The following is a 15,659-nucleotide window of genomic DNA, read 5'->3' on the forward strand; positions in this document are numbered from 1 at the left end:
AACACCTTCATGACAGTTGCGCCACCCAGGTGGCGCGAGTCCTTTACCTGCGGCACACGCCGCCAGCGAAACAGGCATAAAGCATGGACATGCGCGCAGATGTGCTGATTGTCGGGGCCGGAATGGTCGGAAGCGCCCTGGCGCTGGCGTTGCAGGGCAGTGGCCTGCAGGTGCTGCTGCTCGACGGCAGCCCGCTGAGCGTCAAGCCGTTCGACGCCGATGCACCCTTTGAACCGCGGGTGAGTGCCTTGTCGGCCGCCAGCCAGCGCATTCTCGAACGCCTGGGCGTGTGGGACGGCATCGCCAGCCGCCGCGCCAGCCCCTACGGCGAGATGCAGGTGTGGGATGGCAGCGGCACCGGGCAGATCCACTTTTCGGCGGCCAGCGTGCATGCCGAGGTGCTGGGGCATATTGTCGAAAACCGTGTGGTCCAGGACGCCCTGCTCGACCGCCTGCACGATTGCGACCTGGGCCTGCTGGCCAATGCGCGCCTGGAGCAGATGCGTCGCTCCGGCGATGACTGGCTGCTGACCCTGGCCGATGGCCGCACCCTGCGCGCGCCGCTGGTGATCGCCGCCGACGGTGCCAACTCGGCCGTGCGCCGCCTGACCGGCACCGCCACCCGTGAATGGGATTACCTGCACCACGCCATCGTCACCAGCGTGCGCAGCAGCCAACCACACCAGCGCACGGCCTGGCAGCGTTTCACCGACCATGGCCCGCTGGCGTTCCTGCCGCTGGTGCGCGATGGCCAGGACGATTGGTGCTCGATCGTCTGGTCGACCACGCCGAGCGAGTCCGAACGCCTGATAGCCCTGGACGACGCAAGCTTCTGCGGTGAACTGGAGCGCGCCTTTGAAGGCCGGCTGGGCCGCGTGGTCAGTGCCGACCCACGCCTGTGCGTCCCGCTGCGCCAGCGCCACGCCAAGCGCTACGTCGCCGAGGGCCTGGCGCTGATTGGCGATGCCGCCCACGTTATCCACCCATTGGCGGGGCAGGGCGTGAACCTGGGCTTCCTCGACGCGGCGGTGTTGGCCGAGGTGCTGTTGCAGGCGTCTGAACGCGGTGAACGCTTGGCGGATGTGAAGGTGCTCAGCCGCTACGAGCGGCGGCGCATGCCCCACAACCTGGCGCTGATGGCGGCGATGGAGGGCTTTGAACGGCTATTCCAGGCCGATCAGTTGCCGTTGCGCTGGTTGCGCAATGCCGGGCTGAAGATGGTCGACCAGATGCCTGAGGCCAAGGCCCTGTTTGTGCGACAGGCGCTGGGTTTGACTGGGGACTTGCCGGATCTGGCCAAGGCCTGAGGCCACCTGCCGCACCCTAAAGGGGGGCTTATGCAACATCTCGTAACTTCTGCGCCCAGTGTTCGGTTGAGATGCTAAATGTGAGTCCTTATCATTTGCGCTCACTTTTCCTACGAGAGACCGCACCTATGTTGGCACCCAAGCGCCTCCTGACTGCCCTGGCACTCACCCTGATCGCCAGCACCACCGCCCAGGCGGCTGACGAGGTGGTGGTCTACTCCTCTCGTATCGATGAGTTGATCAAGCCGGTATTCGACGCCTACACCCAGAAAACCGGAGTGAAGGTGAAGTTCATCACCGACAAGGAAGCGCCGCTGATGCAGCGCATCAAGGCCGAAGGTCAGAACGCCACGGCTGACCTGCTGCTGACCGTCGATGCCGGCAACCTCTGGCAAGCCGAGCAGATGGGCATTCTGCAACCGTTCACCTCCAAGGTGATCGACGCCAATATTCCTGCGCAATATCGTGCTGCCAGCCACGCCTGGACCGGCTTGAGCCTGCGGGCGCGGACCATTGCCTACTCCACCGCTCGCGTCAAACCGGGTGAGTTGACCACCTACGAAGCCCTGGCCGACAAACAATGGGAAGGCCGCCTGTGCCTGCGTACGGCGAAGAAGGTCTACAACCAGTCGCTGACCGCCACCCTGATTGAGACCCATGGCGCGCAAAAGACCGAGGAGATCATCAAGGGGTGGGTCAACAACCTGTCCACCGACGTGTTCTCCGATGATGTGGCCGTGCTGGAAGCGATCAATGCCGGGCAATGCGATGTCGGTATCGTCAACACTTACTACTATGGCCGCCTGCATAAGCAAAAGCCGGACCTGGGCGTCAAACTGTTCTGGCCGAACCAGGGTGACCGTGGTGTACACGTCAACCTCTCGGGCATCGGCCTGACCCAGTACGCGCCGCACCCGGAAGCCGCCAAGGCCCTGGTGGAATGGATGACCACGCCTGAGGCGCAGAAGATCTTTGCCGACGTGAACCAGGAGTTCCCGGCCAACCCGGCGGTGCAGCCGTCTGAAGAAGTGGCTGCCTGGGGTAAGTTCAAGGCTGATACCTTGCCGGTGGAAGTGGCGGGCAAGCGCCAGGCCGAGGCGATTCGCCTGATGGATCGTGCGGGCTGGAACTGAGTACAATTTGTAAGGCTCCACAAATCTAATGTGGGAGCTGGCTTGCCTGCGATAGCATCACCCCGGTATCACTGATAAACCGAGGTGTCTGCATCGCAGGAAAGCCAGCTCCCACAATGTTTTGTGCATGCCTCCAAATCATCCACTGCTTGAGAATTCCTTTTGGCCCACCCCGCCCAACGCCGCTGGTACCTGCCGGTCTTCACTGTCGCCGCCCTGGTGCTGCTGCCGCTGAGCGTCCTGCTGCTGTCCTGGCAAAGCATCGATACGCAAATCTGGTCGCACCTGTGGGCCACCCAGATGCCGCGTCTGCTGGGCAACACCTTGACCCTGGTGTTGGGCGTCGGGGTGGGTGTCACGGTGCTGGGCGTGAGCCTGGCGTGGCTGACCAGCCTCTGTGAGTTCCCCGGCCGGCGCTGGCTGGATTGGGCCTTGATGCTGCCGTTTGCCATCCCGGCCTATGTCCTGGCATTTGTCTTCGTTGGCCTGCTGGACTTCTCCGGGCCGGTACAAACCCTGCTGCGCGAATGGTTCGGCATGGGCCTGCGCCTGCCGCGTGTGCGTTCGACCAGTGGCGTGATCATCGTGCTGGTGCTGGTGTTCTATCCCTATGTCTACCTGCTGGCGCGTACCGCCTTCCTGGCCCAGGGCAAGGGCTTGATGGAAGCGGCGCGGGTGCTGGGTCAATCGCCCTGGCAGGCCTTCTGGCGGGTGGCCCTGCCCATGGCGCGCCCGGCTGTCGGTGCCGGCGTGGCCCTGGCGTTGATGGAAACCCTGGCGGATTTCGGCGCGGTGTCGGTGTTTAATTTCGATACCTTTACTACCGCCATCTACAAGACCTGGTATGGCTTTTTCAGCCTGTCCAGCGCCGCGCAACTGGCGAGCCTGCTGCTGTTGGTGGTGATGCTGGTGCTCTACGGCGAACGCCGGGCCCGGGGGGCCAGCCGCCCGGGCAATGAGCGACCGCGGGGCAAGGCGCTGTATCACCTGCATGGCTTCAAGGCAGCCGCCGCCACGGGCTGGTGCGCCCTGGTGTTTGCCTGCGCCTTCGTCATCCCGATGATCCAACTGCTGGCCTGGTTCTGGCAGCGCGGGCGTTTCGACCTCGACGAGCGCTATGCCGGGCTGATTGTGCATACCCTCTACCTGGGCGGCATGGCCGCGTTGATCACCGTCAGCGTCGCGTTGCTGTTGGCCTTCGCCAACCGCCTGGCGCCGACCCGGGCCATCCGTTCCGGGATCAGCCTGGGCAACCTGGGCTACGCCTTGCCGGGGTCGGTCTTGGCAGTGTCGATCATGCTGGCGTTCAGCTATCTGGACCGCGAGCTGGTGATCCCGGTTTCCAGCTGGTTGGGCGGTGCGGGCAAGCCTTTGTTGCTGGGCAGCCTGTCGGCCCTGGTGATGGCCTATCTGGTGCGCTTCCTGGCCGTGGCCTATGGCCCGCTGGAAAACAGCCTGGCGCGCATCCGCCCGTCGTTGCCGGAGGCAGCGCGCAGTCTTGGGGTCAGTGGGCCACGACTGTTTTGCAAAGTGTATCTGCCGCTGTTGCTGCCAGGCACCTTGAGCGCGGCCTTGCTGGTGTTTGTCGATGTGCTCAAGGAAATGCCCGCGACCCTGCTGATGCGCCCGTTCGGCTGGGATACGCTGGCGGTACGCATCTTTGAGATGACCAGCGAGGGCGAGTGGGCGCGTGCCTCCTTGCCTGCCCTGACCCTGGTATTGGTCGGCCTGTTGCCGGTCATCGGTTTGATCCGACGTTCGGCCCGACGAATCGGTTAGGTGCCAGTCCTACGGCTTGAGGCTACAATGCGCGGCATTCGGTGCGGCCCGTCTTTCGGGCTGGGTTGCTGATTGTGGCTGCGGGCCTTGTATTTCAAGGTGTGTAGCCCGAACGGCAACCGTCCGCACCTTCGCCACGCCCGGAAGGAGAAACCCATGGGACAGCGTACGCCTCTGTATGACCTGCATCTCGCCCTTGGCGCGAAGATGGTCGATTTTGGCGGTTGGGATATGCCTCTGCACTACGGCTCGCAAGTCGAGGAGCACCATCAGGTGCGCCGTGACTGTGGGGTGTTTGATGTTTCCCACATGACCGTGATCGATATTTCGGGCCCCCAGGCCAAGGAATGGCTGCAGTACCTGCTGGCCAATGATGTCGATCGTTTGCATGGTTGCGGCCATGCGTTGTACAGCGCCATGCTCAACGAGCAGGGCGGGGTGGTGGACGACATGATTGTCTACCGCGCCGAAGACGGTTACCGGCTGGTGGTCAATGCGGCCACCCGCGACCAGGATATCGCCTGGATGCAGGCCCAACTGGGCAACTACCCGGTACTGATGCGCGAACGCCCGGACCTGGCCATGCTGGCGATCCAGGGCCCCCACGCCCGGCACAAAATTGCCGAGCTGGTTACCCAGTCTCGCGGTGTGTTGATCCACCAGCTCAAGCCTTTCGAGGGCCGTGCCGACGGCGACTGGTTTATCGCACGTACTGGCTATACTGGCGAAGATGGCTTGGAAATCGTCCTGCCTGCCGACCAGGCCCCGGGGTTTTTCAACGACCTGGTGGGCGCGGGCATCTCGCCCATCGGCCTGGGCGCACGCGACACCCTGCGCCTGGAGGCCGGCATGAACCTCTACGGCCAGGATATCCACCTGAATGTGTCACCGTTGGCCGCCAACATGGCCTGGAGCATCGCCTGGGAACCTGCCAGCCGCGACTTCATCGGGCGCGCCGCCCTGGAAGCCGAGCGGGCGGCCGGGGTGCAGCTCAAGTTGGTGGGGTTGGTGCTGGAAGAGCGCGGGGTTTTACGCGCTCATCAAGTGGTTCGTATCGCCGATGTTGGCGAAGGAGAGATCACCAGTGGTAGTTTCTCTCCTACGCTGAGTAAATCCATTGCCCTGGCGCGTGTACCGATGGCCACCGCTGACCGCGCCGAAGTCGAGATTCGCGGAAAGTGGTACCCGGTGCGAGTGGTCAAGCCGACCTTCGTGCGTCATGGCAAAACCTTGATCTAACCTTTTCTGGCGGGCCAATGGCCGCTGACATTTCTTTTTGAGGACACAGACTATGAGCGATATCCCTGCCGCACTGCGTTTTGCCGAAAGCCACGAATGGGCACGCCTGGAAGCGGATGGCACCGTGACCGTCGGGATCTCCGATCACGCCCAGTCAGCGTTGGGTGATGTGGTTTTTGTTGAGTTGGCGGAAGTGGGCAAGGTGTTCGCCGCAGGCGACGCTGCGGGCGTAGTAGAGTCGGTGAAGGCTGCTTCGGATATTTATTCGCCAGTGTCGGGTGAAGTGATTGCGGTCAACCAGGCGTTGGCCGATGCCCCTGAGTCGCTCAATGAAAAACCCTACGAGGCCTGGATCTTCAAGGTCAAGCCAAGCGATACCGCCGACCTGGAAAAATTGCTGGATGCCGCTGGCTACAAGGCCGCCATCGGCGAATAACAGCGCCCGCTGCAGGAGCCGGCTTGCCGGCTCCTGCAAAGGTCAAGGCTTGAGCACCAGCTTCACCGCCGCCACCGCCCGCTCCACATCCGCCTTGGTCATCGCCGTAAACATCGGCAACGACACAATCAAACGCCCGACTCTTTCCGCCACCGGGAACATGCCGTCCTTGAACCCCTGTGCCCGATACAGGCTCAGCAGGTGGATCGGCGGGTAGTGATAGCCAATGCCCACGCCCTGGGCCTGCATCTGTTCCATGAACGTGGCACGGGCCGGCAGGCCGTCCGCGCGCTCGGGCAGCACCAACTGGAACAGGTGCCAGTTGCTGTTTTCAAAGTCTGCAGGCGGCAGTTGCGCGCCGTACAGGTGCTCGAAATCGTTGCCAAAGCACTCGAAGTAATGCCGGGCCAGCGCTTGCCGATGGGCGGTGATCTGCTCGATATGGGCAAACTGGCCCAGGCCGATGGCGGCGGCGATATCGGTCATGTTGAACTTGCCGCCCAGTACATCCACGTCCAGGCCATCGAACCCGCTGCGGGTCACGCCTTGCAGGCGGTACTTCTCTGCCAGGCGTGCTTCTTCTGGGGTGTTCAAGACCAGGCAGCCGCCTTCGGAGCAGGTAATGTTCTTGTTGGCCTGGAAACTGAACGAGACAAAATCCCCGGTGGCACCAATACGCTGGCCATCCCAGCTGGAGCCCAGCGCCTGGGCGGCATCCTCGATGATCCGCAGCCCATACTTGTTGGCCAGCGCGTAGAGCATCGGCATGTCCAGCGGCAGGCCCGCCAGGTAGACCGGAATGATCGCCTTGGTGCGCGGCGTAATGGCCGCCTCCAGTTGCGCCAGGTCTATATTGCGGGTCACCGGGTCAATATCGGCAAACACGGGCGTGGCGCCGACCTCCAGAATCACGTTGGCCGTTGCCACCCAGGAAATCGGCGTGGTGATCACTTCATCCCCTGGCCCGACACCGGCGATGCGCAGGGCAATCTCCATGGTGCAGGTGCCGGAGTTGAAGGTACGTACCGGCCGGCCGCCAAAATAGGCCGACAATTGCGCTTCAAACGCCTGCACCTTGGGCCCGCTGGTGATCCAGCCGGAACGCAACACATCACCAACCGCCGCAATAGTGGCTTCATCAATGCTAGGTTTTGAAAACGGCAGGAAAGGCAGTTGGCTCATGATGTTGAAAGCATCCGTTTCAGATAGGCGATAAGTAAAGAAGCAGATCAGTGCCGGTATGGTTGCACGGCCTGACTGAATATAGCCTGTCGCCTGTGAACGAATTGTCAGCCATGGTGCTTAGAAGGCAACCCGGGCTTCAAGGAAGAGATTCTGTTCCTTGAGCTTGCCTTTGAGCTGCTCATCCCGCGCGTTTATACGATTGGCGAAGGTGTTGTAGCCCGTTTCAACATCACCCATGGACACATAGCGATAGCCGACGCCCAGGGTCACTTTTTCGCTGACCTTGGCGTCGAGCCCAAGACCTACGCTGTAGGCAAAGTTGTGCTGGCGGTTGCCGGCAAAGCGCCGGGTTTCGTTGGTCTGGTAACCGTCGGAGTCGATACGGGCCAGCCCCACTCCGGCCATGCCATAAAACGAAAGCCAATCGTTGAGCGGGATATCCTTGTAGCCATTGAGCATCAAGCGTTGGCTATGGGTGTCGAGGCTGTTGACGTTGGCGTTGAAGGGCGCCCAATAGGATTTGAATGTCGAGTTGCTTGGCATGGTGTATTCACCTTCCAGGCGCCACCCCTCCATAAAGGCATAACCCACGGCGAAGGCCGGGGTGAATGTTTTGGTGTTGTCTGGCGCATCGACCCGTTCGTTAACACGCGGGCTGGTCAGCAGTGCGCTGGAGAGGTTTTGACGGGCGCTGTTGAATTTTGCCGAACCGTACCAGCCTTCCGCCTGGGCTGAGGTGGTTGCGACCGTGGCCAGTAGCAGGGTCAGAGGCAGCTTTTGCATGGTTGTTGATTCACTTTCACCAAGAAGGGAATCCATAGCTTGCGGCGGGGAGTGCCTGGTCTGAACAGGACTTCTCTGGCATTTGTTGGCGACGTCGATGCAAGCGTCTATTGAATATTCAGTGCGGCTTGTAGGAAAAAAACGCAAAAAAATGCCGCTTTAAAAAGCGGCATTTTTACTGGACGGTATTACTCGGCAGCAATGGCGTTTTTCGCCAGGATGGCGTTGGCCAGTTCCATGTCCGTGGCCTTCAGGCCTGGGTGGTCGGCACGCACTTTCTGCATGGCGGCTTCCAGGTAAGGGCCACGGATGCCACCGTCGCTGGCGACGAAGCTGCCAGCGTCGTCCTGGGCGGCGACGACCAGCTTGTGGTCCTTGAAGGTCAGGTAGGTCGAGCCGGTAGTGGCGCCCGATGAGATGACATTACGCCAGAAGCTGTCGGCCATCGCTGAACCAACAGGGAGGGACAGCACGGCGAGGGTGGCGACAGCATATTTGAGACGCATGATGGGTGACTCCGACTGGGTTAACTGAACTGTTTGATTGTCGATAACCCAGCCTAGTTCCGTGGCGGCCTAAACAGTTTCGATCCGCAGAATCACGCCGTCCTGGCCAACCACCCGCACTTGAGCCCCCACAGGCGCATCAGGCCCGGTGACCATCCATACCCCATCGCCGACCTTGATCTTGCCCCGGCCATCGATAATTGCCTGGTGCACCACAAAGGTACGGCCAACCAGCTCCGAACCCCGCATATTCAGGCCCGGCTGGTCGCTGGCCTTGGCGCTGCTGCGCTGGCGCTTCCACCAGTACACCGCCGTGAGGATGGACAGCACGGCAAACAGCAGCAGTTGCAGCTCCAGCCCAAGCCCCGGGATCAGGAACTTGAGCACGCCCACGGCCGCCGCCGCGATCCCCATCCACAGCAGATAGCCACCGGCACCAAACACTTCGAGAATCAACAGCACCGTGCCCAGCGCCAGCCAATCCCAGAACGACAGGTGTTGCAAAAATTCCCACATGGCGCGGGCCTCAGGCTTTCTTGTTGTCGAAGGTGGCCTTGACGATTTCGCCGATGCCGCCCACTGCGCCGATGACCTGGCTGGCCTCCAGCGGCATCAGGATCACTTTGCTGTTGTTGGCCGAGGCCAGCTTGCCCAGGGCATCGATGTATTTTTGCGCGACAAAGTAGTTGATGGCCTGCACATTACCGGTGGCAATCGCTTCCGAGACCACTTGGGTGGCGCGGGCTTCGGCTTCGGCTTGCCGTTCACGGGCTTCGGACTCGAGGAACGCGGCCTGGCGCCCCCCTTCAGCCTCGAGGATCTGCGCCTGCTTCTTGCCTTCGGCGGTCAGGATGGCGGAGGCGCGCAGGCCTTCGGCTTCCAGGATCTGGGCACGCTTGATCCGCTCGGCTTTCATCTGGCCGGACATGGCCGCCATCAGGTCGGCAGGCGGGCTGATGTCCTTGATCTCGATACGGGTGATCTTGATACCCCACGGCGCGGTGGCTTCATCGACCGTGCGCAGCAGCTTTTCGTTGATGCCGTCGCGCTGGCTGAGCATGGCGTCCAGCTCCATGGAACCGAGCACCGTACGGATATTGGTTTGCAGCAGGTTGCGGATCGCATGTTCGAGGTTGTTGACCTCGTAGGCCGCCTGGGCGGTGTTCACTACCTGGAAGAAACACACCGCGTCGATCTGCACCGTGGCGTTATCGGCGGTGATCACTTCCTGGGGCGGAATATCCAGCACGCTTTCCATCACGTTGATCTTGCGCCCGATGCGGTCCATCACCGGGATGATGATATTCAGGCCAGGCTTGAGCGTATTGGTGTAGCGGCCGAAGCGCTCCACCGTCCACTGGTAGCCCTGGGGCACGACCTTGAAGCCCATGAACAGGATGGCGATGGCCAAGCCTACGAAGAGGAGAAGCACTGTTCCGATCTGCATAACGATTCCTTGTCTGGTGATGGCTAACGTGAGGTCTGTCGATTGTAACGGGCTTGTCGCAGATAAGAACGGTTTACTCGTTCGCAGGGGTGACCCGCAACACTTCTTCGAGGGTGGTCAGCCCGGCAGCCACCTTGTGCGCACCCGCCAGGCGCAGGCTGTGCATACCGCCCTTGAGCGCCTCGCGGCGCAAGGCCTGCAGGTCGGTGTCGGCGCTGACCAGGGCCCTGGCAGCGTCATTCATCAGCATGATCTCGTAGACCCCGACGCGCCCGCGATAGCCACTGTCCCGGCACTCTGCGCAGCCATTGGCCCGGTAGACGCTGGCGGGTGGCGGCATGCAGGACTGGGTGGCGCTGTGCCAGTCGTCCTGGTTCAACGCCACCGGGCTTTTACACTGTGGGCATAACCGCCGCACCAGGCGCTGGGCCATGACCCCAAGCAAGGTGGCCTTGATCAGGTAATGGGCAATGCCCAGTTCCAGCAGGCGGCTGACTGCGCTGGGGGCGTCGTTGGTGTGCAGGGTCGAGAGCACCAGGTGGCCGGTCAAGGCTGCCTGGATCGCCATTTCGGCGGTTTCCAGGTCGCGGATCTCGCCGATCATGATGATGTCCGGGTCCTGGCGCATCAGGGCGCGGATGCCGCTGGCAAAGGTCAGGTCGATATTGTGCTGGACCTGCATCTGGTTGAAGGCCGGCTCCACCATCTCGATGGGATCTTCCACCGTACACAGGTTGACCGTTCGGGTCGCCAGTTGCCGCAGGGTGCTATAGAGGGTGCTGGTCTTGCCCGACCCGGTAGGGCCGGTGACCAGGATGATGCCGTTGGCCTGGCCGGTCATTTGCCGCCAGCGCTGCAGGTCATCGGCCGAAAGGCCCAGTTGCTGGAAATCCTGGAGCAGGACCTGAGGGTCGAAAATCCGCATCACCAGTTTCTCGCCGAAGGCCGTGGGCAGGGTTGAAAGACGCAGTTCCACTTCGAGACCCGTGGGGGTCCTGGTCTTGACCCGGCCATCCTGGGGTTTGCGCTTCTCGGCGACATTCATCCGCCCGAGGCTTTTCAGGCGGCTGACCACGGCGGTGGTGACCTGGGGCGGGAACTGATAGACATCGTGCAGCAGCCCATCGATACGCAAGCGCACGCGGCCCTGGTCGCCGCCAGGCTCGATATGGATATCGCTGGCGCGCTGGCCGAAGGCAAATTGCAGCAGCCAATCGACAATATTGACGATGTGCGCGTCGTTGGCATCGGGTTCCTGATCGCTGGCGCCGAGGCTGAGTAGGGTCTCCATAGGGGATGCAGCGGGGTTGACCTGATCGGCCCCGCTGACCGACCTGGCCAGCTGGAAGAACTCCTGGGTACAACGGCGGATCGCCTGGGGGTTGGCCACCACGCGCTTGATCGAGCGCTTCAACACATGGGCCAGGCCTGTTTCCCACTCGCGCAGGTACGGCTCGGCACTGGCCACCGTCACGCTGTCGCGATCAAGGGCGACGGCAAGGATATGGTGGCGCTGGGCGAAGGCATGGGACATCAGCGGCACCACGCTCGCCACATCGATATTCAGCGGGTCGATGCGTAGATAGGGTTGCCCCACATGACTGGCGAGCCACTCCGACAGGTGCTCCAGGGACAGCGACAGGCCGGGCCGGGCGGGGTCGGGCAGGGCCTGGCTGGCGAGAAACTCCAGCGGGTGCAGGCCGCCCGCCGGAGTGCGCCGCAAACGCTCGGCCAGGGCCTGGTCGAGCAGGCCGTGGGCGGTGAGGGCGGGCAGCAGGTCGTCGAGACGAAGCCTGCGATCCTGGTGTTCTGGCACAGCGGGCATGGCGGTTTCCTGGGCGATTTCGAGCAGTAGCGCCAAGGCTAGTCCGCTCCTGGCCGCTGTCGCCCCCAGGGTTGTTGCCGGCTTTTACTGCGCCACCGCCTGTACGGCTTGCAGCCTTGTGGATTCAACGGGTTGCAGTTCCAGCGAGCACACGCTGATCAAGTTACGAAGCTTTTCACCGATCACCTGGGCACGGTGCCAGCTCAGGCCATCCATCACCACGTCGATGTTCAGCAGGTCATCGTCGCGGGTCACGCTCACTTGTTGGGGCACCAGGCACTGCAAGGCGAAGTAGTTGAGGATGCGGCACAGCACATCGGGCTCGGCCTCGGCGAGGATCTGATAGCGCGCCTGGCAATGGCTGTTGCTGACGGCCCAGGCATCGAGGCGGGTGGCGGGGCTGGCGGGGACTGAATGCATGGCCGTTCTCCAAAATTGACTGGAGAAATTTTTACATGGGGTGGCGGGTATTTTTTATCTATGTTTGAGCGATATGCCTTATAAATGACTAAGGCAATTCGCAGAAGTTGGGTTTAAAGGTATTTTTATGCACAGTGAATTGGATGTCTACGACCGTCGGATTCTGGCGTTGCTCCAGGAAGATGCATCGCTCTCCAGCGCGCAGATTGCCGAACAGGTCGGCCTGTCGCAGTCGCCCTGCTGGCGGCGGATCCAGCGGCTCAAGGAAGAGGGAGTGATTCGTGCCCAGGTGACATTGCTCGACCGCAAGAAAATCGGCCTCAACACGCAGATCTTTGCCGAGGTCAAACTCAACGCCCATGGGCGCTCCAACTTCACGGAATTCACCGAGGCGATTCGCGGCTTCCCGCAAGTGCTGGAGTGTTATGTGCTGATGGGGTCGGTGGATTTTCTGTTGCGCATTGTCACCTCGGATATCGAGGCATATGAGCGGTTTTTCTTCGAGAAACTGTCGATGGTGCCGGGGATACAGGAGGTTAATTCGATTGTGGCGCTGTCGGAGATCAAGTCCACCACCAGCCTGCCAGTGTTGCGGTGAGGGTGCGGGTGTCATCGCGGGCAAGCCCGCTCCCACATTGGAATGCATTTTCCTGTGGGAGCGGGCTTGCCCTAATGCCAGTCAGTTAAGCCTTTTTGTAGGAGCGAGCTTGCTCGCGAAGAACTTGAGAGCGCCGCGTTTACCTAGCAAACACGCGTTATCGTTGACGTCCTTCGCGAGCAAGCTCGCTCCTACAGAAAGCAGAATCCGCTTAACTGACTGGCATTAGGGCTTGCCCGCGATAGCAATCTTACATGCGCAACAAAGTCTTCCAGGCCCGGTTCTGATACACCGCAATCACCTGGTGCATCCGCGCATCCAGCGACTCATCGGTGATCGGCTGGTTGGCCAGGGCCGCCAACTTGTTCAGTTCACCGTACAAACGATCCAGCTCCGGGATCTCCAGCAGGTGGCGGGCGTGGTGCAGCCAGGCCTGCAGGCGCTCGATACGCGGCAGTTGCTCGGCCAGGTCTTCCGGCTGTTGCTGGTAGCGTGGCAGGCGCAGGGCGACGGCTTCGTCGGCCAGCAGGCGTGGCAACCAGTTGGCGACCTGGGCGGCGCCCTGGCGGTTGCCCCGCACATTGCGCTCCAGGGTCCAGGTACGGGCCAGCAGCCAGCGTGAAGTGTTCAGTGAGAACAGGCCCCAGCGCACGTCGGTCAATTCTTCGAGGAACTGTTCCGGCGCGGCCTTGCGCACGTCTTCATCGTCTTCACCGGCCTGGACCAGCGGGCGCCAGTCTTCCAGCAGGGCGTCGAGGGCGCTGCGCAGTTCGCTGGTGGACTGGCGTGGCGCGGCCTGGCCGAGGCTGCCGATCAGGGCACGCATTTGCGCGAGGTTTTCTACCCAGTCCTGCAACAGGCGCCAGTGGCCGTTGAAACGATATTGCTCGGCCAGGCGCTGGCTGCTGCCCAGCAGATGCCAGGTCAGCGCGGCGAAAACGTCATCCAGGGGCATTTGCGGTTGCAGTTGCGGGGCCGGCAGGCTCAGGGAGTAGCTGTTGGCGTCGAACAGGCGATAGCCGCGCTCGGCCTTGCTGATATCACACGGCATCAGCGCCAGGGTCTGGGCCAGTTCGGCCGCCAGCTCCAGCAGGGCGGCGGGCTCGCCTTCGCGCAGTTCCAGTTCCAGCTCGCAGATTTCTTCCTTCTGCTTGCCGACAATCACCTGGCCCAGGTCCAGGGCGGCTTCGATCACCACCTTGGCCTTGCCACGGCCCCAGGCGATCTCGGCACGTTCGCGTACGAAGTCGGTGGTGAAGATCGGCTTGAGGGTCTTTTTGTCCAGCTCGGCCAGTTGCTCGGGCCAGCATTCGCCGTCGAGTTTCTTCACGTCGAGCTTGGCCTTGGCCAGTTTCCAGTCGTATTCATTGCGCTCCGACAAGCCGGCAACGCTGTGGCCACGGGTCTTGAGGGTCTGGATCACTTCGTCGCCATCCTTGCGCAGGCGCAGGGCAACCTTGGCCTGGGCCAGGTCGCGCTCGGGGGTGTCGAAGTACTGGTTCATCAACTCACGGCGTTCCCAGCCACTTTTGTTGCGTTTTTTCAGGAGCGGGTGCTCACGTAGCGCGACGAGGGTCTCGCGGCTGACGCGCAGCTTGATTTCGGTTTCTTTTTGCATGGCCGGAACATCCAGGATCGGGAGTGCAGCCGGGGGAATCGGTGGCTGCCAAGGTCGTGCAGTGTACAGGACTGAGCCGGGCAACGTGCCGCAACGGGTTTATTGTGCAGCGTAGATGGTTCTATGATGGGTTTCATCCGTGGAAGTTGAGAGACAGCGTATGCCTTTACCGTCCATGAAAGAACAGTTTGCCGCCCTGGTTGCCGCGCCCTCTGTCAGTTGTACCCAAGCGTCTCTCGACCAGACCAACCGCCCGGTGATCGACTTGCTTGCCACCTGGCTGGGCGACCTGGGGTTTGCCTGCGATATCCAGCAGGTCAGCCCCGGCAAATTCAACCTGCTGGCCAGCTTCGGCAGCGGCCCCGGTGGCCTGGTGCTGGCGGGGCACAGTGATACCGTGCCGTACGATGAAGCGCTGTGGCAGACCGATCCTTTGAAGTTGACGGAAGTGGATGGCCGTTGGGTAGGACTGGGTAGCTGCGACATGAAAGGCTTTTTCGCGCTGGCCATCGAAGCGGTGCTGCCGCTGCTGGACCAACCGTTCAAGCAGCCGCTGTTGATCCTCGCCACCTGTGATGAAGAAAGCTCCATGGCCGGCGCCCGCGCCCTGGCGGCGGCCGGTCGCCCCCTGGGCCGCGCGGCGGTGATTGGCGAGCCCACGGGCCTCAAGCCGATCCGCCTGCATAAGGGCGTGATGATGGAGCGCATCGATATCCTCGGGCGCAGCGGCCATTCGTCGGACCCGAGCCTGGGCCACAGCGCCCTCGAAGCCATGCATGACGCCATGGGCGAGCTGCGCGGCCTGCGTCTGGCCTGGCAGCGGGAGTATCGCAACCCTCAGTTCAGCGTGCCCCAGCCGACCTTGAATTTTGGCTGCATCCACGGCGGCGACAACCCCAACCGCATTTGCGGCCAGTGCTCCCTGGAGTTCGACCTGCGGCCCTTGCCCGGCATGGACCCCCAGGTGTTGCGCGAGGCCATTCGCCAGAAATTGACGCCCATCGCCGAGCGCCACCAGGTGCAGATCGACTACGCGCCGCTGTTCCCCGAAGTGCCACCCTTCGAGCAGCCCGAAGACGCCGAGCTGGTGCGGGTCGCGGAGCGTTTGACCGGCCATCGTGCTGAAGCAGTAGCGTTCGGCACTGAAGCGCCTTATCTTCAGCGCCTGGGTTGCGAAACCCTGGTGCTCGGCCCCGGCGACATCGCCTGCGCCCATCAACCGGGCGAGTACCTAGAAATGTCACGCTTGACGCCTACAGTGCGTCTATTGCGGGAATTGATTGAACACTACTGCCTCAAGCCCGCATAAATTAACCCCATTGCACCCCGTACATAGAAGGAGAGCGAGCGTGTCGCCAAGCCTGTTCCGACGATAACCATCAG

The 15,659-nt window shown here is 62.1% G+C and carries 15 protein-coding genes; 7 read left to right on the plus strand and 8 right to left on the minus strand.

The window, feature by feature from the left end:
- The first annotated feature begins 89 nt into the window (after positions 1 to 89).
- The 5 genes from AO268_RS09815 to gcvH all read left to right on the plus strand — a co-directional run bounded on the left by AO268_RS09815 (position 90) and on the right by gcvH (position 5,894).
- Positions 90 to 1,307: a 2-octaprenyl-3-methyl-6-methoxy-1,4-benzoquinol hydroxylase gene (locus tag AO268_RS09815; protein WP_176561359.1), complete on the plus strand. Its 1,218-nt coding sequence runs from the start codon at positions 90 to 92 to the stop codon at positions 1,305 to 1,307.
- A gap of 128 nt (positions 1,308 to 1,435) precedes the next feature.
- Entirely contained in the window at positions 1,436 to 2,440 is a 1,005-nt protein-coding gene (locus AO268_RS09820; protein ID WP_076963633.1) for an extracellular solute-binding protein, read from the plus strand.
- Positions 2,441 to 2,602: 162 nt separating this feature from the next.
- On the plus strand, positions 2,603 to 4,219 hold the full coding sequence (locus AO268_RS09825) for an ABC transporter permease (RefSeq protein ID WP_076963634.1): 1,617 nt from the start codon (positions 2,603 to 2,605) through the stop codon (positions 4,217 to 4,219).
- A 156-nt stretch (positions 4,220 to 4,375) separates the two neighbouring features.
- Positions 4,376 to 5,458, plus strand: coding sequence for a glycine cleavage system aminomethyltransferase GcvT (gcvT, locus tag AO268_RS09830; RefSeq protein WP_099168571.1), 1,083 nt, complete (start codon positions 4,376 to 4,378; stop codon positions 5,456 to 5,458).
- Between the two features lie 52 nt (positions 5,459 to 5,510).
- Positions 5,511 to 5,894: a glycine cleavage system protein GcvH gene (gcvH, locus tag AO268_RS09835; protein ID WP_099168572.1), complete on the plus strand. Its 384-nt coding sequence runs from the start codon at positions 5,511 to 5,513 to the stop codon at positions 5,892 to 5,894.
- Between the two features lie 42 nt (positions 5,895 to 5,936).
- Here the strand turns inward: gcvH and AO268_RS09840 are convergent, their stop codons facing one another.
- From AO268_RS09840 to AO268_RS09870, 7 genes are all read right to left on the minus strand, one after another.
- Positions 5,937 to 7,076 (minus strand): DegT/DnrJ/EryC1/StrS family aminotransferase, encoded by a 1,140-nt coding sequence (locus tag AO268_RS09840; protein WP_099168573.1) that lies wholly within the window; start codon positions 7,074 to 7,076, stop codon positions 5,937 to 5,939.
- 120 nt (positions 7,077 to 7,196) lie between these two features.
- A complete protein-coding gene (locus AO268_RS09845; protein ID WP_076963638.1) occupies positions 7,197 to 7,862 on the minus strand; it encodes an outer membrane protein in 666 nt (221 codons plus the stop codon).
- A gap of 188 nt (positions 7,863 to 8,050) precedes the next feature.
- Positions 8,051 to 8,368: a DUF2388 domain-containing protein gene (locus tag AO268_RS09850; RefSeq protein WP_076963639.1), complete on the minus strand. Its 318-nt coding sequence runs from the start codon at positions 8,366 to 8,368 to the stop codon at positions 8,051 to 8,053.
- A 69-nt stretch (positions 8,369 to 8,437) separates the two neighbouring features.
- A complete protein-coding gene (locus tag AO268_RS09855; RefSeq protein ID WP_076963640.1) occupies positions 8,438 to 8,884 on the minus strand; it encodes an NfeD family protein in 447 nt (148 codons plus the stop codon).
- Positions 8,885 to 8,894: 10 nt separating this feature from the next.
- Positions 8,895 to 9,815 (minus strand): SPFH domain-containing protein, encoded by a 921-nt coding sequence (locus AO268_RS09860; protein WP_027608388.1) that lies wholly within the window; start codon positions 9,813 to 9,815, stop codon positions 8,895 to 8,897.
- A gap of 73 nt (positions 9,816 to 9,888) precedes the next feature.
- The gene (locus tag AO268_RS09865; RefSeq protein WP_099168696.1) at positions 9,889 to 11,640 is read right to left on the minus strand and encodes a GspE/PulE family protein; all 1,752 of its coding nucleotides are present in this window, start codon (positions 11,638 to 11,640) and stop codon (positions 9,889 to 9,891) included.
- An 84-nt stretch (positions 11,641 to 11,724) separates the two neighbouring features.
- Positions 11,725 to 12,060, minus strand: coding sequence for a hypothetical protein (locus AO268_RS09870; protein ID WP_076963641.1), 336 nt, complete (start codon positions 12,058 to 12,060; stop codon positions 11,725 to 11,727).
- A 127-nt stretch (positions 12,061 to 12,187) separates the two neighbouring features.
- On the opposite strand from AO268_RS09870, the gene AO268_RS09875 reads away from it, so the two are divergent.
- Positions 12,188 to 12,658: an Lrp/AsnC family transcriptional regulator gene (locus tag AO268_RS09875; protein ID WP_076963642.1), complete on the plus strand. Its 471-nt coding sequence runs from the start codon at positions 12,188 to 12,190 to the stop codon at positions 12,656 to 12,658.
- A gap of 250 nt (positions 12,659 to 12,908) precedes the next feature.
- On the opposite strand, the gene AO268_RS09880 is transcribed toward AO268_RS09875, so the two are convergent.
- Positions 12,909 to 14,276, minus strand: coding sequence for a CYTH domain-containing protein (locus AO268_RS09880; protein ID WP_099168574.1), 1,368 nt, complete (start codon positions 14,274 to 14,276; stop codon positions 12,909 to 12,911).
- A gap of 160 nt (positions 14,277 to 14,436) precedes the next feature.
- Between AO268_RS09880 and argE the strand changes: the two genes are divergently transcribed.
- Positions 14,437 to 15,585, plus strand: coding sequence for an acetylornithine deacetylase (argE, locus tag AO268_RS09885; protein WP_076963644.1), 1,149 nt, complete (start codon positions 14,437 to 14,439; stop codon positions 15,583 to 15,585).
- Positions 15,586 to 15,659 lie beyond the last annotated feature (74 nt).

Origin of the sequence: Pseudomonas sp. ICMP 8385 (assembly GCF_002699915.1) — a bacterium.
Taxonomy (GTDB): Bacteria; Pseudomonadota; Gammaproteobacteria; order Pseudomonadales; family Pseudomonadaceae; genus Aquipseudomonas; species Aquipseudomonas gessardii.